General features: G+C 45.2%; 16 protein-coding genes and 1 pseudogene. 1 reads left to right on the top strand and 16 read right to left on the bottom strand.

What is annotated here, in order from left to right:
- Window positions 1-198: 198 nt before the first annotated feature.
- Both M0Q51_02830 and M0Q51_02825 read right to left on the bottom strand, forming a co-directional pair.
- Window positions 199-3,642, bottom strand: a complete 3,444-nt coding sequence (locus M0Q51_02830) for a GH116 family glycosyl hydrolase (protein ID MCK9398916.1) — start codon at window positions 3,640-3,642, stop codon at window positions 199-201.
- Window positions 3,639-6,398 carry a formylglycine-generating enzyme family protein gene (locus tag M0Q51_02825; GenBank protein ID MCK9398915.1) on the bottom strand — a complete coding sequence of 920 codons (2,760 nt, stop codon included), beginning with the start codon at window positions 6,396-6,398 and terminating at the stop codon, window positions 3,639-3,641. The genes M0Q51_02830 and M0Q51_02825 overlap by 4 nt, the downstream gene beginning before the upstream one ends.
- Window positions 6,399-6,467: 69 nt before the next feature.
- Between M0Q51_02825 and M0Q51_02820 the strand changes: the two genes are divergently transcribed.
- Window positions 6,468-7,433, top strand: a complete 966-nt coding sequence (locus tag M0Q51_02820; GenBank protein MCK9398914.1) for a radical SAM protein — start codon at window positions 6,468-6,470, stop codon at window positions 7,431-7,433.
- A 152-nt stretch (window positions 7,434-7,585) separates the two neighbouring features.
- Here M0Q51_02820 and M0Q51_02815 read toward each other — a convergent pair whose 3' ends face one another.
- The 14 genes and pseudogenes from M0Q51_02815 to M0Q51_02750 all read right to left on the bottom strand — a co-directional run bounded on the left by M0Q51_02815 (window position 7,586) and on the right by M0Q51_02750 (window position 24,060).
- Window positions 7,586-8,131 carry an FKBP-type peptidyl-prolyl cis-trans isomerase gene (locus tag M0Q51_02815; GenBank protein MCK9398913.1) on the bottom strand — a complete coding sequence of 182 codons (546 nt, stop codon included), beginning with the start codon at window positions 8,129-8,131 and terminating at the stop codon, window positions 7,586-7,588.
- A 206-nt stretch (window positions 8,132-8,337) separates the two neighbouring features.
- Entirely contained in the window at window positions 8,338-9,246 is a 909-nt protein-coding gene (locus M0Q51_02810) for a DMT family transporter (GenBank protein MCK9398912.1), read from the bottom strand.
- A gap of 77 nt (window positions 9,247-9,323) precedes the next feature.
- A pseudogene (locus tag M0Q51_02805) lies at window positions 9,324-9,710 on the bottom strand (nucleoside deaminase).
- A 46-nt stretch (window positions 9,711-9,756) separates the two neighbouring features.
- Entirely contained in the window at window positions 9,757-10,431 is a 675-nt protein-coding gene (aat, locus tag M0Q51_02800; GenBank protein ID MCK9398911.1) for a leucyl/phenylalanyl-tRNA--protein transferase, read from the bottom strand.
- Between the two features lie 46 nt (window positions 10,432-10,477).
- A complete protein-coding gene (locus tag M0Q51_02795; GenBank protein ID MCK9398910.1) occupies window positions 10,478-11,683 on the bottom strand; it encodes an aspartate aminotransferase family protein in 1,206 nt (401 codons plus the stop codon).
- Complete coding sequence (locus M0Q51_02790) at window positions 11,670-12,821, bottom strand: saccharopine dehydrogenase NADP-binding domain-containing protein (GenBank protein MCK9398909.1); 1,152 nt, start codon at window positions 12,819-12,821, stop codon at window positions 11,670-11,672. Before M0Q51_02790 ends, M0Q51_02795 begins: the two co-directional genes overlap by 14 nt.
- Before the next feature lie 61 nt (window positions 12,822-12,882).
- Window positions 12,883-13,785: a DMT family transporter gene (locus M0Q51_02785; protein ID MCK9398908.1), complete on the bottom strand. Its 903-nt coding sequence runs from the start codon at window positions 13,783-13,785 to the stop codon at window positions 12,883-12,885.
- 246 nt (window positions 13,786-14,031) lie between these two features.
- Complete coding sequence (locus M0Q51_02780) at window positions 14,032-17,391, bottom strand: gliding motility-associated C-terminal domain-containing protein (protein MCK9398907.1); 3,360 nt, start codon at window positions 17,389-17,391, stop codon at window positions 14,032-14,034.
- A 265-nt stretch (window positions 17,392-17,656) separates the two neighbouring features.
- Complete coding sequence (locus tag M0Q51_02775) at window positions 17,657-18,058, bottom strand: hypothetical protein (protein MCK9398906.1); 402 nt, start codon at window positions 18,056-18,058, stop codon at window positions 17,657-17,659.
- A 596-nt stretch (window positions 18,059-18,654) separates the two neighbouring features.
- Window positions 18,655-19,128 (bottom strand): hydrogenase maturation protease, encoded by a 474-nt coding sequence (locus M0Q51_02770; GenBank protein ID MCK9398905.1) that lies wholly within the window; start codon window positions 19,126-19,128, stop codon window positions 18,655-18,657.
- On the bottom strand, window positions 19,115-20,575 hold the full coding sequence (locus tag M0Q51_02765; protein MCK9398904.1) for a Ni/Fe hydrogenase subunit alpha: 1,461 nt from the start codon (window positions 20,573-20,575) through the stop codon (window positions 19,115-19,117). The genes M0Q51_02770 and M0Q51_02765 overlap by 14 nt, the downstream gene beginning before the upstream one ends.
- Window positions 20,572-21,546, bottom strand: a complete 975-nt coding sequence (locus tag M0Q51_02760) for a F420-nonreducing hydrogenase (protein ID MCK9398903.1) — start codon at window positions 21,544-21,546, stop codon at window positions 20,572-20,574. The genes M0Q51_02765 and M0Q51_02760 overlap by 4 nt, the downstream gene beginning before the upstream one ends.
- A 12-nt stretch (window positions 21,547-21,558) precedes the next feature.
- The gene (locus M0Q51_02755; protein ID MCK9398902.1) at window positions 21,559-22,011 is read right to left on the bottom strand and encodes a hydrogenase iron-sulfur subunit; all 453 of its coding nucleotides are present in this window, start codon (window positions 22,009-22,011) and stop codon (window positions 21,559-21,561) included.
- Window positions 22,012-22,074: 63 nt separating this feature from the next.
- Entirely contained in the window at window positions 22,075-24,060 is a 1,986-nt protein-coding gene (locus M0Q51_02750) for a CoB--CoM heterodisulfide reductase iron-sulfur subunit A family protein (protein MCK9398901.1), read from the bottom strand.
- Between the last annotated feature and the right edge of the window lie 14 nt (window positions 24,061-24,074).

The raw sequence follows: 24,074 nt of genomic DNA, 5'->3' as shown, positions 1-24,074 counted from the left end.
ATAATTATTAAAAGGAAATAATCATTATAGAGTGTCGATAAAACATTCAATTGCTTTATGACTTTGGGTTATAAAAAGAGGAGAATAGACTTAGGAAAATAAAAACGTTAGGGGGCCTGTCAAAATCAGGGTTAAAGATAATGAATTTATAGCCAGAAGTCAATTATGAAATGACTATTTTTAATTAAAACTTAGCACTCAAAACTCCACACTCAGAACTACCTTCTTCATTGTATATTTCGTCTCCGAATCTGGTAAATCTATGGTAAGAGTGATGATATTTCCTGAAATATCCTTGATCTCTATACCTTCAACCTTATACTTATCCGGGTCCGCTGCCCAGACTTTCAGATCATATTGCTTTGAATGCAGCCCTTCAACGGTAATGCTGTATTCTCCTTTTGAATAGGTTGTATTAATGATCCGAAGCCCTTCCGACCTGTCCCCGGGCTTTGGATGCGATATAACGGGCAATGCCGTGATGCCGCCTTCCCAATAAATTTCGACGGTAGCAACGCTGTCCAGCCAGAACCCGAAATCCGGGATTACCCAACCCTGTTCTGTTTCCCTCAACCCCGGGTCCTTCGCCGGCAATCCGTTCACCCTGATCTTCTGAATAACACTCCCCGGTGGAAATACCGGCTGAAAATGCATATCAAGACGACCTGTTGGCTCTTTAGAAAAATAATATGTGCTTACAAAACCAACCTCTTCCCCGCTTCCACGCTTCCCCGCCTCCATGCCTCCATGCTTCCATGCCTCCATGCTTATTTTCTCATCTCCAATCCTAATCCCGCTCACCTTTACAGTGCTCCAGTCCGCCGGAAACCATGGTTTAAGACTAATTTGGTGCTTCAATGCATCCGGCTGGTAGCCAAGCATCCCCTCAATGGCCGGCTGCAGGGCCATGGTTTCCGACCAGCACTGGTGATGGCAAACCCCGAACGGTTGAAAAATTTCGCCATGTAATACTTCTTCAATAAAGCCCAGTCCCCAGTACTGATAAATTAAAATATTGCTCATCAGGTGAGAAAAGCCTTGCAGGTAATTGTTATTCCTGAACTCGGCCAATGCGGCCCAGCCGGTGAAAAGCGGCCATACGCTGCCGGTATGATATCCGCCCGGGTTGAAATGTGGACTGCCTTCTTCCACAATCCGGCATCCCCAATCAGAAGTAAAGCCATTGGCTGCAATGACCGGAAGGACTTTTTGCGCTTTATCACGGTCTGCCTGGTTAAAAAGCATCGGAATGCACGGCATGATGGAGACATCCTCCATATAACTCCCGTCAGGCATCAGGCCATGGTAGTAATAATTATTTTGCTTGTTCCAGAAATTTTGGTTGATGGTGGTTTTAACTATGAGTGCGTCTTTGCGATATTTCTGCTCTTCGTCAATCAGTCCAAGGTTTTTAGCCAGGTATGACGCTTCATCCAGTGCAGCGGCCCAGCATGACGCCAGGTGAAGCGAAGTGTGTGAGCCGAATAAATGCCCGCCTTCAACCCAGCCATGGCCTACATTGGTGTTTTCAATCAGCAGGTCGCCATCGGTATCTGTGCTGTAACAGAATTCAATGGCTTTTTTGATATACGGCCAGCTTGCACGTATAAACGCACTGTCGCCGCTGTGCCGGAGATAGCGTCCTGCAAGGATTATATATAATGGCGTAGCATCCGCCGCATCATAATGAACGATACCTGAAGTGCTGAGTTCGTGAAATATCTTGCCATTTAGATCCTGGTATCGCTGAAAAGTTTCCAGCATGAGCCTGACTTTATCAAAATCGCCGTAATGAAGCAGGGCAAAGCCGCTCCATACTCCATCCCTTCCGAAGTACCAACCGTAGCCGGGTCTGCCACTGACGGCATGCTGCCCGTCCCAGCCATTGTCGCTGGTAGCATAACCGGCAACAAGGGAAGATCCGACACCCGGAGTGTTAACCTGGAAGTGGTCGGTAGCCAGCAAAGCCCAGCGATAGCCATCATTGAAGTCTTTCTCCGGGCTTTCAATCAACATGGATCTTTGAAGGATGGAATCAGCATATGCCTGGGATTCAAGGAAAACAGATGATAGATCAGAAAGCGCCTTTAAATAGGCCTTCAGGGTATTATCGTAGCCTTCTGCGGAAGATGCTATAATGACATCAAACGAGCCCGGGCCGGGGAGTCTCAGCTCGAAAGACATGATTTGAGATGTCATCCCGAGGTTTCCATTCCCCTTCTTTCCTTTGTCATAACTGGTATTTGAAAAACAGGAGATGTCATCTCGTGTTTTGTTAACTCCAACAATCGTCACAAAATCACCCGACTGATCGCATGCTATAAAAGCCTGCAAATCTTCATTCCAGGAGTAATGTAAATTCCCCAGGACCTTTTCAGAATAGGGCCACATCAACCGGAAGAGTACCCGGAATGAGATATCAAAATTAATGGGCGCATTTCCCTGGTAATCATAATGAATGACCGCATATGGCTGATTTGGAGATACGGTAATGGATTCACCTAACAGGTCACCTGTGAGGTTGTACTTTCTGACATAAGCCGAGGGCAGGACTTCAATTTCCGGGTTTAGCAGGTCAATATTCCGCAAACTGTCCCCGTCTTTCATTGCGTAGTGTACTTCATAATCACGAAGGCACAAGGCAGGATGCGCCCAGATCTCGCGGATACCCCCATGATCTTGCCCCATTAGCAGAAGTCTTTCCCCTGCAAGATCCCAGTAATTTCCTGTGCTATTACCCGGTTTGATGCTCAGCGCTGATTCCAGGTCTAAAAGCTTATTGGAACCAGCGTGGGGAATTGGCTGGTTGATCTGAAATGGTGTCTCTATCACGACTGGTTTATCGTAATTCCAATAAAAGCTTTTTACATCATGTGAATCCTTTGCCAGGTACCTGAAAATATTTATTGTAAAGGTTTCAAGATGAATACGGTTCCTGTTAGGCAAACTATACAGCAAATAGCCGCCAATACACAAAACTTTCCCCTTACCTGGTTCATAATCAATAATAAGTTTATTTTCTTCCCTAAGGAAAATATAGTCCCAGTCCACCCCGATAACCCTGCCATTAGCTGGTTTATTATTACCAAAATAACCCGTCTGCAGGACTATGGTGTCTTTTAACGGTTTTAAAACATAGGCCCCGCCATGCATGCCTTCAAACAATGGATGCTCCCGGAAAGCATGGTAACCAAGTTGCCTTCCGTATCCTTCATCGATGGTTTGTTTTAGCCTTGTTTCAGGCTCCTTTTCATCAAGCCCAAGTAATGGGATCATCATGCATGCCTGGTTAGCAAGGACGAGCTTGCCGCCTTTCTCGACAAAGCTGGTTAAAGTGCTGAACAACTTCTGAGAATCCGTTGATTTTAAAGGAAGTGTGTCGTTTTTATAAACCCAGATAATATCGGTTTCTTTCAGCAGTTTTGGTTTTGAGATCAAATCATCTGTAGTCAGAATCTGAAGTCCGGAAAAATTCAATGTTTTCAGGAATTCTATCAATGCTTTAAATTCTTTGTCATCCACAGAATTGCCATTTACAAGCAAGACTCCAAGGGTATGACCGTTTAATTCACCTGATTGTCCTGATATTTTTCCAATTGCCATAAATATGCAAATAATGATGAGGATTGTTTTCATTTTCATCTGTCTGTGGATTTAACACATCTGAACCCCACCGTGGCGTTCCGGTCGAATGATGGCGAAACCAGCAAGAGCTGCTGATGCCAGGTGCTCGGCTGCGGGCCTCCCTTCACATACCACCAGGAGGAAGTTGGTTTGTAAAAACTCCCTCCTTTCATGATGACAAAATAGTAAGTGCCATTATTATAAACATCGCTGGTCAGCTGCCAGACATTTCCTGTCAGGTCCATAACCCCAAACGTGCTTTTACCCCTCGGAAAATCATCCACTGCTGATGTTTTTCCGGAGGCATTGTTACACCGGGTCGAATCAAACTCATTTCCCCAAGGCCAGATCCGGCCTTCACCGCCCTGGGCTGCATATTGCCATTCGACCTCTGTCGGAAGGCGTTTTCCGGCCCAGGTGGCATAGGCACGGGCGTCTTCAAGGCTGATATAAACTACCGGGTGATTTTCCATTCCGGCCGGGATTTTCCCATTTACCCAATGCTTAAGGAAATTGACCGTATCTTTTGGAAGATAAGCCGTTGCTTCAAGGAAGCCGGCAAATTGCCGGTTGGTAACCGGGTACTTATCGATATAAAAGGAACCAAACTGCATGTTGACAGGTTCTTTACTATCCGGGTAGGGGATAAACTGGTCGGTATTTTCGGCTATGAAGTCAAAAGAACCTGCCGGGATAAGAACCATGCCATCAGGTGTCTTCATTGCAGTAGGTGTTTTTGCTGTTTTGCCCATCAGGCGAGGTGTTCCCGGTTCAAGTGTGACGACCTTTTCATCCGTCAGTTCATTGTTTTTAAATAATTGAATGACGAATTTCCCTTCATAACTCCCGAATATTTCCAGGACGTTCAGCTCGTGGGACCCTGGTCCCAGGAATACGCAACGGTCATTTTGATAGGATGGATTGCTTGCCCAGACACGGATTTCATCGCCGTTGACAGCAACAATTGATAACAATCCATTGGTAAGTTCTGCCCTGATTAATTCTGGTAACAGGGCTATACAGTCGATGTTGCCTTCTGCGCGGGTATTCAGGTCATAAGAATTAAAAGATGATGTCGTCACCGGAATAAATTGTTTGCCATCTTTTTCAATCCATTCCAATTCCTCGTGATGCCACAGGCTGACCAGGTGAAATCCGGCAATTGGAGGCTCTTCAAACAAAGGCCCCTGGAAACCCTCCGGTATCAGGCTGAATACAGTATAAACAGTTTTGCCTTCCAGTGGCCATTTATTGACCCAGATGCTGTCGGTTAAAGTTGGCAGCAACGGCGTCCATAGCCAGGAGAGGAAATTGGATGTGTTCTCACGCAATATCCGGGTTGTCATACCCAGGTAAAGCAGATCTTCCTCCATGTTATCAAACTGGCCGGGGGCGAAGGTGTTCAGCTCAGTGCCGTAACCATTGAATAATGCAACGGAAGCTTCTCTTCTGATTCTTCCATCGCGTACCTGGCAAACGCGGAAAATAGCGAAATCAGGCCTTATCAGCTTGTTCAGGTTCAGCGGTGGCGGCAGGTAAATGGCATCATGGACTCTTCCGGAAACGATACCGGGCATGTCTTTTACTACCGCCATGCCTTCACTGTACATGATCACACCAGGCCTGATGCTGTCGGCCGCTTTTTGTAGCTCATAACTCGAGGCGCCATGACAATCCAGCACAACTCCATCTGCATCCGTCGCTTCGATCAGCTTTGCCATTCCTGCATACGGGTTTTCTGTCCGTGTACTTTCATCCCAGGGATTATAGCAGATAAAGAATTTGGTTCCTTCATGCTTCCATTGTTGCGAAAAGCTTTTCAACCGGTTAAGACCACCGGGTAAATCGGAAAACAAATCCCACTGGTTACGCCGATCAACACCCAGGCGTGGCCAGGTGGGCCATAAGCCAATAACATCATATCCTCCGAAAAGACGCTTCCCTCTTTCAAGAAATGAATCTACCGTATATTCCTGTTTTTGCCAGTCGTAGTACTCCTGGTTCCATGCGAACTGCAGTCCGATGAGGTAATCATGGCGTATCCACTGCAGGTCTGAACGCAGGTAAAGGCTATCTTCAAAAGACTCAAGATCATATAAATATCTGTCCTGGAACATCAATTTAAGGCCATTTTGCCAATCGCCGGCATATTCATCCGCCCAGATGGTGTATTCGACATTTCCGCCTGGATAAACGATTGTCCGGTACCTTCGCCATTCAGCCTGGTCGGATTTGGTTCTCCTTGCAATGGCGCAAACAGAAAGGTTATCGTAGATGGGAATAGCCCCGTAGCCCATTTCCCATGCATTATCCGGAAGAATGACCCCGACCGGTCCCAGACCCGGACGGAAAATCTTAGCCCTGGCCAGCGCCCAGGGGCCGGTGGAGGTAAGGTAAATATGTCCGGCTGTTTCGCCAAAAGGGACGATATTTTCAATATCAACCGTATCCCCGGTATTATTTTGAATGACTACCCGGCACTTCCACCCTTTTCTATATTGCTGCTCCGGGAATACTTCACCTGTGATCTGATTTTCGAAAGAAAAGGTGCAGATAGTATCTTTCATTTGCGCGCTGGCATCTCCCACACTATAGATCTTTCCGTTCACCTGAAATGTAAACAGTGGAAAAGTCTCCGGAAGCTCATAATTGTTATTGTGGCGGTCGGTGAATCCTATCACTTTTAATCCCTTTTGAGTTGCCAGTTTAAGGGTTTGCGAATGGACGATACCTGCAAAAAAAACAACCAGAATTAACAGGGCATATCTTTTCATAAGAATGAAATTGGATAAGTACAAATATAACAGGCTTATCCCTATTTTTGGCTTCGATATTCTAATTTGATGGATATTCTGAAAAAAATTGACCTTCTCGATTTTAAAGCCCTTTCAGTTCCGCTTGAAGATCTGAGGTCCTGCAGGATTTGCCCGCGGAATTGCAACGCCGACCGTTATTCATCCAGGCTGGGCTATTGTAAAGCTGATGCGACTTTCAGTATATCTTCCATTTGCATCCATCATGGAGAAGAACCTGCTATTTCGGGCGGCCAGGGCATTTGCAACATCTTCTTTACCCATTGTAACCTGCAGTGCATTTATTGCCAGAACCACCAGATAAGTTGTAATTCATTGGATTACAGCGCACAAAAGATTGAGTTTAAGGAGGTCATCAGGCAAATAGCTAAGATCCTTTCTACCGGAATTAATCATGTGGGATTTGTCTCACCTTCTCATTTCGTTCCGCAGGTAAAAGTCATTATCAATTCACTCCGGGCTCTTGGATTAAACCCTGTGTTTGTTTACAATACCAATGCTTACGACTACCCCGCGATTATCCGGGAACTCGAAAGTTACATAGATATTTACCTTCCTGATTTTAAATATTCAGATGCAGCTCTGGGGAAAAAATATTCCGATGTGAAGGATTACCCTGAAATTGCACTCTCTGCAATTAAGGAAATGTTTCGTCAGAAAGGCACTGAATTGCCATTGGATCAGGGTGGTTATGCCATGAAGGGCATTATCATCAGGCATCTTGTGTTGCCGGGACATCCTGAAAATAGTATCAACGTGCTGAGAACCATTACCAAAGAGCTATCCAATGACCTTCATATTTCCCTGATGTCGCAATATTACCCGACATATCGTGTTAACAATCACGAATTTCTCGGGCGTACCCTGAAACCCGGAGAATATTCCCGGGTGGCAAAGGAATTAGAAGAATCAGGTTTTGAAAACGGCTGGGTGCAGGAACTATCCAGCCACAATAGTTACCGACCGGACTTCTCGGAAGGGGAACCCTTCAGATAGAGTTCAAAGTTCAAAGTTCAAAATGTGCTACCGACGCTGTCAGGTCCTCCTTGCGTCGGACACTGACAGGTCGAGGTAAATAAAAAAACCTGACGGCGTCAATAGACCCGTCAGGTTAAATGATATCAATTGAGACAACTTTGCCCTTTGAACTATTCCCCAGCTATCACCTCAATGAGTTGCACTTCGAAAACGAGTGCCAGGTTCGGGCCGATGACGCCACCGGCGCCTTTATCGCCGTAAGCAAGCGCTGGGGGAATATAAAGCATCCATTTTGCGCCGGGCTTCATCAGTTGCAAGGCTTCTGTCCATCCCGGAATAACCTGGTTGACTCCAAAAACAATCGGCTCATTGCGCTCGACCGAACTATCGAAAACAGTTCCGTCAATAAAAGTTCCATGATAATGGACCCTTACCTGGTCTGTTGCTTTGGGAGGAATACCTTCCCCCGGTGTCAGAATTTTATATTGCAGTCCGCTGGGCAATGTTACTACACCTACCTTGGTTTGATTTTCCACCAGGAATTCTGCGCTTTTCTGTAAGTTCATATTAGCTTCTTCAGTAATTTGTTTGTTAAAATAATCCTGTACAATTTGATTGGCATCTTCAATTTTCAGAATGGGTTGCTGATTGGCAAAGCCATTATTAAATCCTTGTATGAACAAATCATGGTTAATTTCTTTGACGCCCTGTACCATCAGGTTATTTCCGATTAATAATCCGAAACTATAGGATAGCGAATCCGTAGCGTTTTTAAGAGGACGATCGAAAGCAACTTCCTGATCCTGACCTATTACATTTGTGATCAGTGAAACGAGGAAGATTAATGCAAAAATTAACTTTTTCATTTTTTATAAATTTTTTTGGCAAAAATAGACTTTTTCCTGTAGGCTCAACGGAAATATTATGTTGCGGGAAAAGCCGGCTTGTTTCTTTTTGGCAGCCGGGTGACAAAATACACTCCCGCCATGATCAGAAAGGCAGCGATGGTCTTGATGACAGTCAGCTCATCCTTCCCAAAAAGAATAGCTACTACAGAAGCAATGAGAGGTTGAAGGTAGATGTAAATGCCATTAACACTGGGACTTACTGTTTTAAGAGAATAATTATTCAGGAAATAGGCAATGATAGTTGCGCCAAATACGACAAACAATACAGACATCCATATTTTAAACGGTATAGTAATGAAGGATGAAGCGGTAAATGAAGTAAAGGTGAATGGGAAAATGATGATCAGACCAAAAAAGAATACCCATTTCATGATAGTCATGGAATCATATTTTTCCATCAGCGGCTTGATGAGCACCAGGTAAAGGGCCCATGACAGTGCATTGATGAAGATAAGGAGATTTCCGAGCATGGTATTGGACCTGAAATCCCCTCTGCCTGCCGACAGGATCACCAACAGGGCCCCGGCAGCACCGAGTATTATTCCTAAAACTTTAATGGTTGTGATCTTTTCTTTCAGGATATAATGGGAGAAAATTAAGATCAGCACGGGGATAACGGTGATGATGATGGAGGCATTAATTGGTGTTGAAAGGTTTAATCCTTCAAAGAACAGGATCTGGTTAACAGCCACTCCAAAGACGGCACACAGGGCCAATTTAAAGAAGTCCCTTTTTTCAACCTTTTCTGAAGGGAAAATAAAATGCAATATCCCAAAGATAAATACCGTCACACTTACCCGGAGGAATATAATGGCTTTGGGCATCAGGTAATCGGGCATAATGCCTTTTGCGATTACATAATTAAGGCCGTAAATAGTATTGGCTCCGAGAAGTGCAAGGTGAGATTTGAGGTTCTGATTCAACCTGGGAAGTATTAATATTTGATATTCAGATTCATCCGGGTCCAGGTAAGGAATATATCTTTGACTTTCTGCTGCATGATCTGTTGAAAAGGAATGATACGGTCAGTCAGTGGCAGGCATAGTTCCCGGTATATGTGCTTATCGTCAAAACCGGCCTGGTCTGCATCTTCCCTTGAAGCTGCATAATATACTTTACCTGGCCGGCTCCAGTAAATAGCACCCAGGCACATAGGGCAGGGCTCACAGCTGGTGTAAATTTCGCAGCCTTCAAGCTGGTAATTATTCAGCTTTTCACAGGCACGGCGGATAGCGACAATTTCCGCGTGGGCAGTTGGGTCATTATTGTTCAGTACTTCATTATAGCCTGAAGCGATTATTTCACCATCTTTTACGATGACGCAACCAAATGGACCCCCATGTCCTCTTTCCATATTAGTCTCAGCAAGCCGGATAGCTTCATCCATGAATTTTTCCTGTAGTGTTGTCATGAGGTAAAAAATTTCGACAAAGTTACCATTTACCGGACAATGTGGGATATTTTAATGCCCCGGCAAGCATTGAGAGAAAAGATGCACGTGGTATGGATTTGGCGCCGAGGTTTCGCAGGTGGTCCGTTCGTTGCTGTGCATCGATGAAATGAAAATCCCATTCAAGGCAACGGTCAACCAGGGCTGCAAGTGCCACTTTGGAAGCATCCCTTTCCAGGTGGAACATCGATTCCCCGAAAAAAACTTTTCCAAGTGATAAGCCATAAAGTCCTCCTGCAAGGTTCCCGTTCAAGTAAATCTCAACACTGTGGGCAAATCCCGTCTCATACAGCTTAATGTATGCTGAAATCATCCCAGGTGTTATCCAGGTGCCTTCTTCCCCTCGTCGGCCGGCTTCTGCACAGTTCTTTATAACACTTTTGAAATCTTCATCAAATCTGATTTCAAATTTCCCTCTTCTGATCGTATGAGCCAGGCTCTTTGATCTTTTAAACTCACCGGGAATCAGGATCATCCGGGGGTCAGGCGACCACCAGAGAATGGGAGAGTCATCATTGAACCAGGGATAAATACCATTGGCATAAGCAAACAGCAGCCTTTCAGCAGAAAGATCACCGCCGATTGCCAACAGGCCATCTTTATCGGCATTGGAGGGGTGGGGGAATATAATCTCTTCGTCCAGAATTTGAACTGACATAATAAGGGCTTAAGCTTCTAAAGATATAAATATTTAATGAGCAGGGCTAAAGTTGATCCAGGCAGATGATTATCTTATCGCATGTCTGGTGGATTTCTTCTTCTGTAATGATAAGAGGAGGTGCAATGCGGAAAGCTTTTGGCCGGAAAAGGAATGAATCGGCAATCAGTCCGTTATTCAGGAAGACAGGGATCAGTTTATGAACTGATTCAGAGGAGTTCAGATCGATGCCCAGCATCAGCCCTATATGACGGATGGTGTTAATTGAAGGATGACCGGATAATCTTTCTATGAATATTCCAGCCTTATTTTCCGCAGTTTCATATATTTTTTTTGAAGTGAGATAATTGAGAGAAGCCAGGGCTGCGGCACAGCTCACCGGGTGTCCTCCAAAAGTAGTGATGTGCCCAAGCTCAGGATCATGTGTCAGACTGCTCATGATCTCTTTTGATGAAATGAAAGCACCGAGAGGCATTCCACCGCCAAAGGCTTTCGCCAGGCAAAGAATATCAGGAATAATACCGGCATGCTCAAAACTGAACATTTTTCCGGTACGACCCATTCCCATTTGAATGTCGTCGATGACAAGAAGGGCGCCTGTTTCAGTGCATCTTTTGCGCAGGGATTCCAGAAAACCCTCCTCCGGCAATACAATCCCTGCTTCAGCCTGTATGGTTTCTGCTACAACACAGGCAGTCTTGCAGGAAATACTTGAAAGGTTTTCAAAATTATTAAAATCGAGAAACCTGATATCCGGAATCAAAGGCCGGAAAGAATTTTTCAGGGCCTCGCTTCCTGCAAGGCTCAGCGCACCCTGCGTCCCACCATGATAAGCATCCCTGAAAGCGATGACTTCTGTCCTGCCGGTAAACCGCTTGGCCAGTTTCATGGCCCCTTCGATGGCTTCACTTCCGGAAGTTATGAAAAAGGTCGAATGAAGCTGGGGTGGCAAAACACCTGCAAGCGCCTCTGCAAGCTGAACCTGGGGTGACTGTATCAACTCACCGTAAACCATAAGGTGCATGTGCCGGTCTACCTGGTCTTTCACGGCCCGGATGATTTCAGGATGCTGATGCCCTAAATTGCTGACTGCAACACCGGACACAAGGTCGATGTATTCCTTTCCATCGGGACCATAAAGATAAATGCCCCGGGCTGATGATATCTCAAGGCCAAGTGGCCTGGAAGAGGGGATACCCAGGTATTCGAAAAACAATTGTCGCTGGGAGGGCATGATTTTATAAAGTTTCAATCTTTTCGCGGTAAATAACCCCGCGTTTGGCCAGGTCTTTCAGCATGAAATCAACGCAAGCCGGGTCGAACCCAACATATTCAGGTGGAGAAACCCCTTTCTTAGTGTACAATCCACTGGTAATGAGCCTCACGGCAGCGGTAGCCGTGTAACCCGTTGTACGGGCCATCGAATGGATACCGGATGCCTGATCATACTGATCTGAAAGTTCCCAGGTAAACCTCATTTTACGGCCATTTTTCATCCCTTCAACCATAACCAACATGACGGTCAGGTCTTCCTCATCCTTTAAATCCCACATGGGGAAAAGCAACTGGGTGGTCAGGTCGATCGGGCGGATAAGCTGGCCTTTCACGTTGACCATCTCAGTCGAAAAGAAACCGCATTCCTGTAACAATCTGATCTTTCCGATATGGCCCGGATAACGCAGGGTTTTTTCGATCATATCAGGGCAGTCAATCGTGCGGATGAGCGTCCGGAGCCCGTCGCTGTTGAAAGCTTCAAGTGTCCCGAATCCGGTGAAATTAAGAAATTCAGGTTCCGAGAGGGCAGGCATTTCTACCAGCTTCCCTTCACGTATAAACCTGGCCGGACGTGTGTATTCTTCTATAACATCGATAGGGGAGAACACGGCACGGTATTCAAAGGGTAATTGCCTGACCTTCGGCAATCCACCGACAAAAATCCTGACTTTTTCAGTCTTTTCCAGCTTGCTGAATGCATGAGCAGTAAGAATGTTGCTCATTCCCGGCGCCACCCCGATATCGGAAATAGCGATAACACCCTGTTTTTCAGCTAGTTTCTCAAGCTCAAAAAGATCTTCCGGGAAGAAAGCAATATCGACGACGTTTTTGCCTTCTTCAATGATCAGTTTAAGTGTCTGAAACCCGAGATAACCCGGAACGGCGCTTACGACTAAGTCAGCCTTACGGACGATATTTTTCACTGTGGATGCATCCGAAAGATCAGCCTGCAACGTGTTTAATCCATGATGCTCCTTTATCCGGTCGAGCCGGTCTTTCCGGATATCGCATAACGTGACGGAAAAGTTTTCATCCTTACTTAAATCCAAAGCAATCGGAAATCCAACCAGGCCGGCGCCCAGCACGGTGATGTTTAGTTGTTGGTTAGTAGTCATTGGTTAGTAGTCATTGGTTAGTGGTTATTAGTTAGTGGTTAGTGGTTATTAGTACCAATTTTCAATTTTCTATTCTCCGCTTCCTCACTTGCGCCACCATTACTCCGGCAATGACTATAGCCATACCGGTTATTTTGGTTATGGAAAAGATTTCGGAGATAAAGATAGCAGAAAATATCGCAGTGAAAACCGGGATGAGATTCGAAAAAACGTTGGCCCGGCTTACTCCAATTTTCTTGATGGTCATCGTATAGAAAATATAAGCCACTGAAGAGGCGAAGAAAGCTAGTTGAAACAGGGCAGAAATCAGTTCCAGGTTTGGTCTGACTGTTATAAAATGCCTGAAATCAAAGATGAGAAAAAATGGAAGAAAGTAGAGGACGCCAATGGCATTCTGATAGGTGATAATCGTCAGGGCAGAGTATTTATGAGTCAGTCTTTTAAGAAATACTGAATAAATAATAGCTGATGCCACGGCTCCCAGCAGGAGAGCGGCACCAACCGGTGAGGAGTTCAGTGAAAGATCAGGGTTGACCAGCATGATCCCGATGCCGATGAAAGAAATGAAGATACCGGCGATGTTCAGCCAGGACAGCCTTTCTTTCAGCGTAAAAAAGGCTACCAGGGGGGTGAAAACCGGAATAGTCGCGATAATCACCGAACTGATCGTGGGCGATGAGTTTTTTAATCCGAAGTTCTCTCCTAAAAAATACAGGAATGGATTGAATAACGCGGATATAAAAAGCAAGCCGAGGTCTTCTTTTTTCAGCTTTTCGACCTTCCCTGTAATGAAGATAAAAACCATAAGCAGGGTGGATGAAATGACTAACCTAAGGAAAATCGTAGTAATGGGATGATAATATTTAAAGACGATGGATGTCCACACAAACGACATCCCCCAGAAGATCACCGCCAGGGAGATGACCGGGTAAATGCCTATACGATTGAGGAATGATTTATCCATGAAACTCAGAAGTCGATTTTTTGAGAATCGGCAAAGATATCAATTATCGCTGAAGAAGCGATAAGATTGGGTGATTGGGTGATTGGATGATTGGTTGATTTGATGATTTGGAGATTAGTCGATTGGGCGATTTTAATCCCGATGGGATGACAGAAAGTAGCCCGGCACGCCAGTGCCGGGTAAAAAAGGTCGGCTCAAAATATAAAGTCCCATAGGGACGGCAGAAAGATTACGCGAAACGTGTAATCATCTAACGAGCATCACCGTCCCAAGCCTCACCTGATCGGTATAATCCCCAAAAGACGAATAAATGCTATAGGTGATCTTGTAGGTATAAATCCCGCCGGGCAGGGGGGTGCCGTGCTTGGTGCCATCCCAGCCGAGCATGATATTATTCGACTCAAATATTTCTCCACCCCAGCGGTCGAAGATCAGCATGTGAAATTTTTGAATATAATCGCTGGTCGCGATGGCTGCAAAGATGTCGTTCAGCCCGTCACCATCGGGAGAGAAGGCGTTGGGGATGAAAATATAGTTTGATGGGATTTCATCGGTTGTTAGCTTGATGTAGATGGAGTCCCTGCCTGTGCATCCAAATTGGGACTCCATCTCAACCCAATACTTTCCTTCAGAATTAATCATGATGCTTTCCGTGGTGTCGCCCGTATTCCAGAGGTAGGAAGAAAGACCTGTTCCAGCATCCAGGACATCGCTGGGATGAAATTCCAGGGTATCCGAGCCATGAAAAGCTGCAACAGGATTATCGCTGACGATCAGGTTAATGGTTTTCTGGTCGGAACAACCAACGTGGTCGGTGGCCAGCAGAGTGTAGTTTCCTGCATCTGCCTGGGTGACGCTGAAGAAGATCGGATCGAAGCTGCTGGTATCACCCGAGGGATATATCCAACTGTAATCAATAGGAGGCTGGTTGCCAAGGGCGATGCTCATGATGCTGACCAATTGCCCTTCACAGACCGTTTTTGATGGTGATAAAAGGATCTCCGGTGGCTCATAGATCTTCACTTCCCCTGTCTGGAACTGGGCAGGAATGGGATAGCCGGCGGCATTAGTAAAATAGCTTTCTGAGGTTCCGGTGTACCAGGAAAGTTGTCCTTGCCCGGGATTTTTTGTGGTGAAGACCAGGTCGGCGACTTTTTCGGGCTGGCCAAAAGTTACCGGAAAAGCTGAATTCCACGCCAGGTTGATCTCTCCTGCGCCCTGGTCAACCCAGCCCGTCAGGCTATCCACCAGTTGCGGATGGACATTGGCAAAGCCTTCGCATTGCAGGTTGTCGGCATTATAGCCGAGTTTCAGGTGGAAAGTGGCTACGGAATTGAAATTATCCACATTCACCGGCACCAGCGCCGTGTTGCCCAAACAGTGTCCGCCTTCACCGGTAACCGCGTGCAGGTGGGTCAAGATAACGTTCTGAATTTCTACCGTAAACGTTGTGTCACATCCGTTTTCATCCAAGATCATGCAATCATAGATCCCAGATCCTAGATTGTTAAAGGTTCCATTGTTCGATTGATAATTTTCTCCGCCATCAATAGAATAATAAATTACCGGTGTCGAGCCGCTGGCAATGATTTCAATCGCTCCATTTCCCAGAAAATCAGTTTCATTGGTAATATTGACCTGCGTAACCTGCGGGCCGGGAATATCAGCTAAAAGAACAGGATTTTCAAGATAGAATCCTTCGCACCCGTTTTCATCCTTAACCCTTATCACATAACTCGCACCAACCAGCCCAAGGAAAACACTGTCAGCCTGGTAAGTCACACCATCATCGATCGAATACTCCAAAACCGAACCGGAAGGTGAGAAAGCATGAACAACGATCTGTCCATCCGGCCTTCCGCAGTGCGACTGGGTAAGCTGGACATCCAAAACCTGCAGATTCCCGGCATCTTCAATAGTGTACACAGCGGAAACCGTTTCGCACCCATTTCCATCAGTAATAGTTAGTACATATTGCCCGGCTGGCATTCCGAAGACATCGATATCCGATCCGTAACCGACCCCGGAGAGGTCTTTCCAACTGTAGGCTAAGGGCATAGAACCGAGAGCATAGAGGCCGATGATTGATCCGTTGGCCCCGTTACAAGAAGTTGGAGTTATAACGAGATCAGTTTCATCGATCAGGATTGGCAGGTAAAAGACGACATGGATGGTATCGCTGCCGCTGCAGCCGGTTTCGAGGAAAGATGCCGATACACGATAGAACCCACTATCGTAAACGAAGTATTGGGAAGTACCTGGAATTCCATTCCAGGTATAAAAATCGGCATCGCAATTAGCATATAAAGTAACTGAAGCGCCTTCGCAAATAAGGGTATCGGGCCCTAAATCAGGATTCGGCCTGGGAAAAATCTCTATCTCTCTGGAAGTGTGTTCAAATCTTCCGGTAGGGTACCAGATATCCACCGAAACTTCATGAATGCCTGGGAATTGAAAAGTATATGTCGGCGAAAGTTCATTAGATGTACTTCCTGGTGCGAATTCATCAAAGAACCAGACGACACTGTCAGGTGTTGGGACAAAATGTGGAATGAACTTAACAGTTGAGCCCTGGCAGTAATCATCCGCTTCCCATTCGAAGCGGTAGAGGTAATCGAGGAGAATATTTGGTGTCCATTGTTGCGCTCGCCGACCTAACAAATAAACAACATCAGGAATAAAATTGCAATTTATGCCCTTTATCCAGGGGTCGGAAATTACTCCAAAAACATATTCACTACCAGTGACATTCTCTGGTGGTTTAGAACAATAAATTTTACCATCATTTGAAAGTTGTAAACTACGACCTGATTGATTTGAAATTAATATTGCAGAATTTACAAAAGCAACCGAATCTTCAACATATTGGATATCATACTGATATAAAAATTGAATCGTATTTCCATGGTCAAAAGTTAAATAAAGTAACTTAGAATCTGGTGAAAATTCACATCCTTCAGGATAGTCATATTTATTATTATCTGGATTATAATGATTAATCATGTATAAATAACTAACTTTGCCAGTATTTTCATCGAATTTACAAATATCAAAAGCATAAAGAGGATTTGACAATCCGGTCGTGCCTCCCATTCTATATCCAGCAACCAAATATTTTTTATTCAGCGATACTTTCATATAACTAACATCTCCATAGACAAATTCCCGAAATATGCCCGTTGAACTTAATACCGGTTCAGGATTAACACCATTAATATCCACAAAAAAACAAGCAAAACTGTCGTCATTAAACAATCGTGTGATTACCCAATAAGCATCTGCATTGCTGCTTTTCAACACAAATAATTTATTATGTGCCCAGAAGGCGGCTTCGAGATTAATATTTTTTTCATAGGTCACCCCACCTAATCCACCATCTAAAGACATATCAATAACTGAATAGTAAAGACCTTCGGGATGAACAAATCCAGATACATTGAATAAATAATATTGGCTATCAGATCCAGGTTTTGGAAATGCCACACAGGACTGTTCCCACTCATAACCACCTAATAATCCGTCGCCATTCATCATGATATCGCCGTTGCGGTTCCACACTTCTTTACCAGAAGAGTAAAACAATAAATTTCCCAAACTGTCACTCATAATAGTGCCGTTCTCAAATGCGCCTCCAGATATGTAATTTGCAGGCAACCAAGGCACTGGGTCACCAGAATTGAAGTTCAAGCCAGCCCACATACCAAATATCCAATTATCGGCCTCACGTTGAGCATAAATATTATTTATGAATGCAAATAGAAATATTATTGATAATAAATATGAGAATAAATTCTTGGTCATTTATAGATTTAATTAGGTAAAGACCCTATATCGATTGTAATCCTCGATATAGGGTACTATTCATATTTGACTAATAATCATAATCCCCTACTATTGTAAATGATCCACTTGTTAAATCTTCACAGTCTGCAAGTGTGCCTGGATTTTTACCATTATCGCATGGAGGAGTTCCTTCACAGCCAGCTCTTACAGTAGCAAAGACCTGGAACTCTTCATTTGATGTTGAACAGGGGAATTCAAACACAAATTGATAATGGTCATTTCCTACATCTACTACTTCGCACAAGTTCTCGACGACAGCAACGCGATCAGAAACCCTCATAATTGTAATGCAAACATAATATTTCATTGGAATGCAACAAGGTGTAACTTCAGTCCATGTCACCGTTACATAACCCGTTTCAATTGATTGAGCAGATGTCATTGATGACCCAATCATCATCATTATTAATATGATAAAAATTTTTTTCATTTGATTTATTTTTTAAAGTTAATTACAATTTGTTTACGTATGAATAATTCATGATTGATTTAATTCCGGATGGGTAAATCCATCGGCTTGTATATTTTCAGGGACCCGCGCCCCCTATGGCGGATGGGAATGTGAGAAATGGATATTCGATATTAGATACTTGAAATTGGAAAATAGAAATTGGGGACTGGAAAATAAATGCCTGAGGGCACATACAAGACAATAAGTCCTGGAATTAATATCCGGACTGTAGACTCTCAGATTCAGAATATGACATAGGGTAGTGAGGAGCTTATGGTAATGCGTAAGTAGGTGAGAAATTGGATAAAATGTTATTTCTTTTAACATGATCTGGGGAAGATACATGTCTATATTAATCGGAAAGATTACAGCAAGGTAATTCGTATTTTGGTATTAAAGATATGAACAAGGTAAGCGGCTGATTGATTGGATTTAAAGGATTAGTTAATTTGGAGGTGAAACGAAAGTTTACATCAGGTGAACAGACAATCTTGGCGAAAATGAGGCAAAATCTGATTTTTAGACCATCCCTGGCGGGAGAGAAGTAGATTACGTCACGCTTGTCAAAGAGAAAGCTAAATTTCAATTTTTCTCAGTGCGAGCCTGACCTGTGCAAGTATAGCAGGATACTTCTCCTCAATTACCCCGGAGAATTCAAAACTAAGCTTTTTATTTTCTACAATTTCAATTGCTACTATATGGATATCGTCCGGCATAGAAATACCCATTTCTGATCCAAGGCGAAGCGCTTCATGGAAATATACATCATGCTGGCTGGAAAGATGAAAAGTCTCCTCAAAATTGTCAGGCGTAAATTTATGAATTACCCCGGGTTTTCTCTTTGAAGTAAGCTGCGTATCGATCAATACAGCAGTATTAAAGCCGTCCAGCAGATTAAGCAATTCAAGGCCACCGACAGGACTCGTCATCAATATGAACTTATCCGGATCTAAAATAGCCTTTAAATCATTGATGAGCCTGATTGGCAGGCCATCATCCGAGAGGGCATCGCTGCCAAAACCAATGATGAGGCATTTACCTCGAGACACTTCTGGTAATATTGCCTTGTGAGTCCCTGAAATTGACCGTCAGCGGCATTTGACCGGGTAAGTGATGGGTGGCACATGAGAAGCAGGGATCGTAAGCCCTGAAAGCCATTTCAATCCTGTTCAGGATGCCGTCAGTTACATCGACACCTTTTTTAATCAGCTCCTGGGCGGCCTTTTTGATTGACATACTGATCGCCGCATGATTATTTGTTGTCCCTACAATGAGGTTTGCCTTCGTCACAATACCACGCTCATCGGTCCAGTAATGATGGGTGAGCGTTCCCCGCTGGGCTTCTACGATTCCGATACCTTCGGTGGGCACTTTTTCGATTCTGGCCCTCAGGTCCTGGCTTGTGATTTCAGGATCTGAAGCCAGTTCCAGGCAGTGTTCTGCAGCATAGATCAACTCAACAAGCCTGGCCCAGTGCATTGCCAGGGTGGCATTAACGGGTTTACCGCCCAGTGTGGCATACATCCGTTCATATTCTTCCTGCGCAATCGGGGTTGCCATGCCATCGGCTGCATTGAGCCTTGAGAGCGGTGTAGCATGATATACGCCGGAGTCCTGCCCTTCGACAAACCCTTTCCATCCTATTTTCTTTAGATAGGGGAATTTAAGATAGGTCCACGGTTCAACCCTTTCGGCGATAAAATCTCTGTATTCAACGGGTGAGTACTTGTACAGTTCCTTTCCTTCCGTATCAACCACCCTGACCTTACCATCGTAAAAATTCACCCTGTTCTTGTCGTCCACCAAACCCATAGAATGGATTTTCAATGAGTAAGGGCCATTCAGGATCAGGTCGACATATTGCGGGTTTGCCAGGACCACATCATTGAAAATCTTCATCGAAAACCTTGAAAATTCAATAAATCCCTTTGCCTTTTCGACGATATCCTTTCTTTCTTCTTCCTTAAGCCCTTTCCTGACACCACCGGGTACATTCAGCACTATGTGTGTCTGGTGTCCGCCCAACAAAGCCTGGATTTCCTGTGCCCTTCTGCGTTGTTTTATGACTTCCAGACCGATCTCTTTCCCGACCTTTCCGATGACACCAAGAATATTTCTTTCTGATTTTGGGGCATCGGGGCCAACCACAAAGTCGGGAGCACCCAGCGCATAGAAATGTGCAATATGACTATGCACGAAATGGGCCATGTAAAAGAGCTCCCTGATCTTTTTTGCAGCTGGGGTCGGCTCTACACCGAAGACCATATCGGCAGCCTTGCCGGCGGCCATATGGTGGCATCCGGGGCATACGCCACAGATTTTGGTCACTATCTGTGATATCTCTTCAATGGGCCTTCCTTCACAGAATTTTTCAAATCCCCTGAGTTCCGGGACCTGGAAGTAGACATTTTCTACGTCTCCGTCGTCGTTGCAAAATATTTCGATCTTCCCATGACCTTCAAGGCGGGTGATGGGATCAATAGTGATTTGTTTCATGATAGTTTTCTCCTGAGTTTTGATCCTGGTAAACTAAAACGGTAAAAAGTACCTGCGGGATCCATGATGGAATCGATAGCTTGTCCTATTTCATCGGGTTCTTTCCCTTCGAGCATCGATGCGATAACCGACATATTCTTGGCCCCTGCATCCGGGATGTCATCCAGTGGCCCGTAACAGCCGCGGCAGGGCGCATTCCCTTCCACACAGCGGACTCCGCATCCTCCGCGGGTAGCAGGGCCCATACAGAGTATCCCTTGTTCGTTGAGGCAGGTCTCGCCATCGTCTTCAACTTCCCAAGGCCTGAAGAAACGTGTAATCCCTTTTTTGTCCGATTTCTTTCTTTTGCAATCATCGCATTGCACCCGCGGAAATGCGCCGATCACGGAGCCTTTAGGCGGCAGTTCGGCACCATTGACAACTGCCAGGAAAACCTCAAGCAGTCTTTCAGACTGTGGCGGGCATCCGGGAATGAAATAATCCACATCGACGGTTTGAGCGAGGGTCATTACATCATTGTAGAAATGGGGAATATGAATATGGCCTTCTTTAACGTCCAATTCTTCAACAGGCCTTACCTTACCGGGATTTTCGGTGGATTCGCTGTCTTCATAAACCCTTTTAAAGATATCTTCCTTATTGGAAAAATTAGCGAGACCCGGTATTCCGCCCATGTGAGCACACGCGCCATAACCGATGAGAATCTTTGATTTTTGCCTGAGAACATGGGCCATATGTTCGTTTTCACTATTACGGACCGCACCATTGAAAAGGGTGATATCAATGGTTTGATCCGGCATTGCTTGGACATCTGCATATTTGATGTCAAGCGCGATTGGCCAGAAGACCAGGTCCGCATTTTCTACGATATCAAACAGGTGCTCATGTACATCGAGCACAGAAACGCAGCAACCGCCGCACGCGGCTCCCCAATAGACAGCCAGCTTGAGTTTTGGTTTTTCAACAGCCATGATGGGTATCCATTATTTATTAATCGTTTCGACAGTTTCTTTAATTTTCGACGGTCCAAGCTGCCTGAGGGTTTCCGTCATTTCATTAACCACCTCCTGGAGGCGCTTGCCTTCCGAGGCGCTGATCCATTCGAGCCGCAGGCGGTCTTTTTCAAGCCCGATCTGTTCCACATACTTTTGCAGTAAATGGTAGCGGCGCAGGCATTTGTAATTGCCTTCAGAATAATGGCAATCGCCGGGGTGGCAACCACCGATGAGCACACCGTCGGCGCCTTTTGTGAAGGCATCGAGGATAAAAGCGGGCTCGATCCTGCCGGAGCACATCACGCGGATTACGCGCGTCGAAGGGGCATATCTCAGGCGGGAAACTCCTGCAAGGTCTGAGGCAGTGTAAGTGCACCAGTTGCAAAAAAATGCCACAATACGTGGTGACCAATCGGAATTATCTTTACTATATGATTCCATAAATTTCAATTTTCTGATTTAATCTTCTGACTTCTGTCTTCTGTCTTCTGTCTTCTTTAATAATTATTCCACCATTAAACCTTCGATTTCATTATAAATCTCTTCATCTTCAAAGAGATTCTGGGATATGGCACCCGAGCCGCAGGCCCCCACACAGGTACCGCAACCTTTACAAAGTGCTTCATTGATATACGACTTGCCTTTTTCCTGATCGTATGTAATTGCCTTATAGGGGCACATGTTGATGCAGACCTGGCAGCCGCAGCACAATTCTTCTTCAATGTAGGCAGTATTGGGTTCCAGTTCAACGAAACCGGCATCGATAAGCGCCAGGGCTTCTGCTGCTGCCGCCCCGGCCTGGGCCACGCAGTCGGGGATATCTTTTGGCCCCTGGCATGCACCGGCAATGAAAATACCATCGGTAAATGTACTGACCGGAGCCAGCTTGGGGTGACGCTCCAGGAAGAAACCTTCATTGGAGCATGATATGTTGAACGTTCTGCTGATGTCCTGCGCGTCACTCCCGGGTTCCATGCCAAGCGACAAGACTACCATATCGACCGGGATTCTGCGGACAGTGCCGATAAGGGTATCTTCCACCCGAAGGATCAGTTTGTTTTTTTCAGCTTCTGTAACAGCCCAATCTGTAACTTCTGCAACCCGGCCGCGAATGAAATGTACACCTTCGTTCAGCAGCTTGTCATAAAACTCTTCATAGCCCTTCCCGGGTGTCCGCATATCAATATAGAAGTTGTAAATCTCAGCACCGGAATGTTCTTTCAGCAAGTGCGCCAGTTTCAGCGAATACATGCAGCATACCTTGGAACACCATTTATTGGTTTTTTCGTCCCTCGAACCCACACAATGGATGATCCCTATGCTTTTCGGCTCCGAACCATCCCTGAGCCGGACATGGCCTTCTGTCGGCCCTGAAGCATTTACCAGCCGTTCGATCTCAAGAGAAGTGTAAACATTGGGATATTTCACATAGCCGTAATATGGGGATTTTAAAGGATTAAAGGGCTTAAAGCCGGTGGTAAGGATAATAGTCCCCACTTCAATCTCAATGATTTCAGGCTTCATTTCGAAATCGAATGCCTTCCGGTCGCAAGCTTCTGCACATGGTTGCTTGCATTTGCCCGTCCTGAAGTGTATGCAGGATTCTTCATCAATAAGTGCAACCAGCGGGGTAGCCTGCGGGAACGGAATATAAACCGGCTTTCGGTTGCTTAAGCCGAAATTGAATTCATCAGGGAACTTAGCGGTTTTAAATATACATGCCTCAACGCAAGCCATGCAGCCTACGCAAAGATCCTCAATGACATAGCGAGGCTTCCGGGTAACCTTCACCTTGTAGCTACCCACAAACCCTTCGACATTTGATACTTCTGAATAGGACCAGAGAGTAATATTCGGATGTTTTTTAACGGAAGACATTTTAGGAGTGAGGATGCAGGCTGCACAGTCGAGGGTGGGAAAAGTCTTATCGAACTTAGCCATGAAGCCGCCAATGGTAGGATCTTTTTCCACCAGGTAAACTTTCTTTCCGGCGTTGGCCATATTTAAAGCGGCAGTGATTCCTGCAATACCGCCGCCGACGATCATTACCGCCGGGTTTACCGGGACCTTCTTTTTCTCGAGCGCTTTATGGAAAGCAACGCGCTGGATGGCGGCTCGCACCAGGTCTTTTACTTTAAGAGTAGCCATCTCTTTGTCCTCATGTACCCAGGATGCATTTTCCCGGATGTTTACCATTTGCATAAAGAACTGGTTCAAACCAGCTTTCTCCGTGGCCGAGCGGAATGTGGCTTCGTGGAGCAGGGGAGAGCAGGATGCTACCACGATCCGGTTCAGGTTAAATTCCTGAATGTCTTTCTGGATTATTTCCTGTCCCGGATCTGAGCACATATATTTATAATCTTTTGAAACGACCACATGTGGCAGTTTGGCTGCATACGCTGTAATTAATGCCACATCAATTATGCTGGCAATATTGTGCCCGCAGTGGCAGATATAAAAGCCTACGCGGATTTCGTGATTAGTTGTCATAAAGATCCTCCCGG

Source organism: Bacteroidales bacterium (assembly GCA_023229505.1).
GTDB lineage: Bacteria > Bacteroidota > Bacteroidia > Bacteroidales > JAGOPY01 > JAGOPY01.
This window is presented reverse-complemented; position numbering and strand designations above follow the sequence as displayed.

What these genes read in the sequence shown, in the direction of transcription:
- M0Q51_02780 (MCK9398907.1), bottom strand. Translation starts at nt 17,391, where the DNA reads ATGAGTGACAGTTTGGGAAATTTATTGTTTTACTCTTCTGGTAAAGAA.
- M0Q51_02785 (MCK9398908.1), bottom strand. Translation starts at nt 13,785, where the DNA reads ATGGATAAATCATTCCTCAATCGTATAGGCATTTACCCGGTCATCTCC.
- M0Q51_02760 (MCK9398903.1), bottom strand. Translation starts at nt 21,546, where the DNA reads ATGGCTGTTGAAAAACCAAAACTCAAGCTGGCTGTCTATTGGGGAGCC.
- M0Q51_02775 (MCK9398906.1), bottom strand. Translation starts at nt 18,058, where the DNA reads ATGAAAAAAATTTTTATCATATTAATAATGATGATGATTGGGTCATCA.
- M0Q51_02820 (MCK9398914.1), top strand. Translation starts at nt 6,468, where the DNA reads ATGGATATTCTGAAAAAAATTGACCTTCTCGATTTTAAAGCCCTTTCA.
- M0Q51_02790 (MCK9398909.1), bottom strand. Translation starts at nt 12,821, where the DNA reads ATGACTACTAACCAACAACTAAACATCACCGTGCTGGGCGCCGGCCTG.
- M0Q51_02815 (MCK9398913.1), bottom strand. Translation starts at nt 8,131, where the DNA reads ATGGTACAGGGCGTCAAAGAAATTAACCATGATTTGTTCATACAAGGA.
- M0Q51_02750 (MCK9398901.1), bottom strand. Translation starts at nt 24,060, where the DNA reads ATGACAACTAATCACGAAATCCGCGTAGGCTTTTATATCTGCCACTGC.
- M0Q51_02765 (MCK9398904.1), bottom strand. Translation starts at nt 20,575, where the DNA reads ATGAAACAAATCACTATTGATCCCATCACCCGCCTTGAAGGTCATGGG.
- M0Q51_02830 (MCK9398916.1), bottom strand. Translation starts at nt 3,642, where the DNA reads ATGAAAATGAAAACAATCCTCATCATTATTTGCATATTTATGGCAATT.
- M0Q51_02755 (MCK9398902.1), bottom strand. Translation starts at nt 22,011, where the DNA reads ATGGAATCATATAGTAAAGATAATTCCGATTGGTCACCACGTATTGTG.
- M0Q51_02825 (MCK9398915.1), bottom strand. Translation starts at nt 6,398, where the DNA reads ATGAAAAGATATGCCCTGTTAATTCTGGTTGTTTTTTTTGCAGGTATC.
- aat (MCK9398911.1), bottom strand. Translation starts at nt 10,431, where the DNA reads ATGTCAGTTCAAATTCTGGACGAAGAGATTATATTCCCCCACCCCTCC.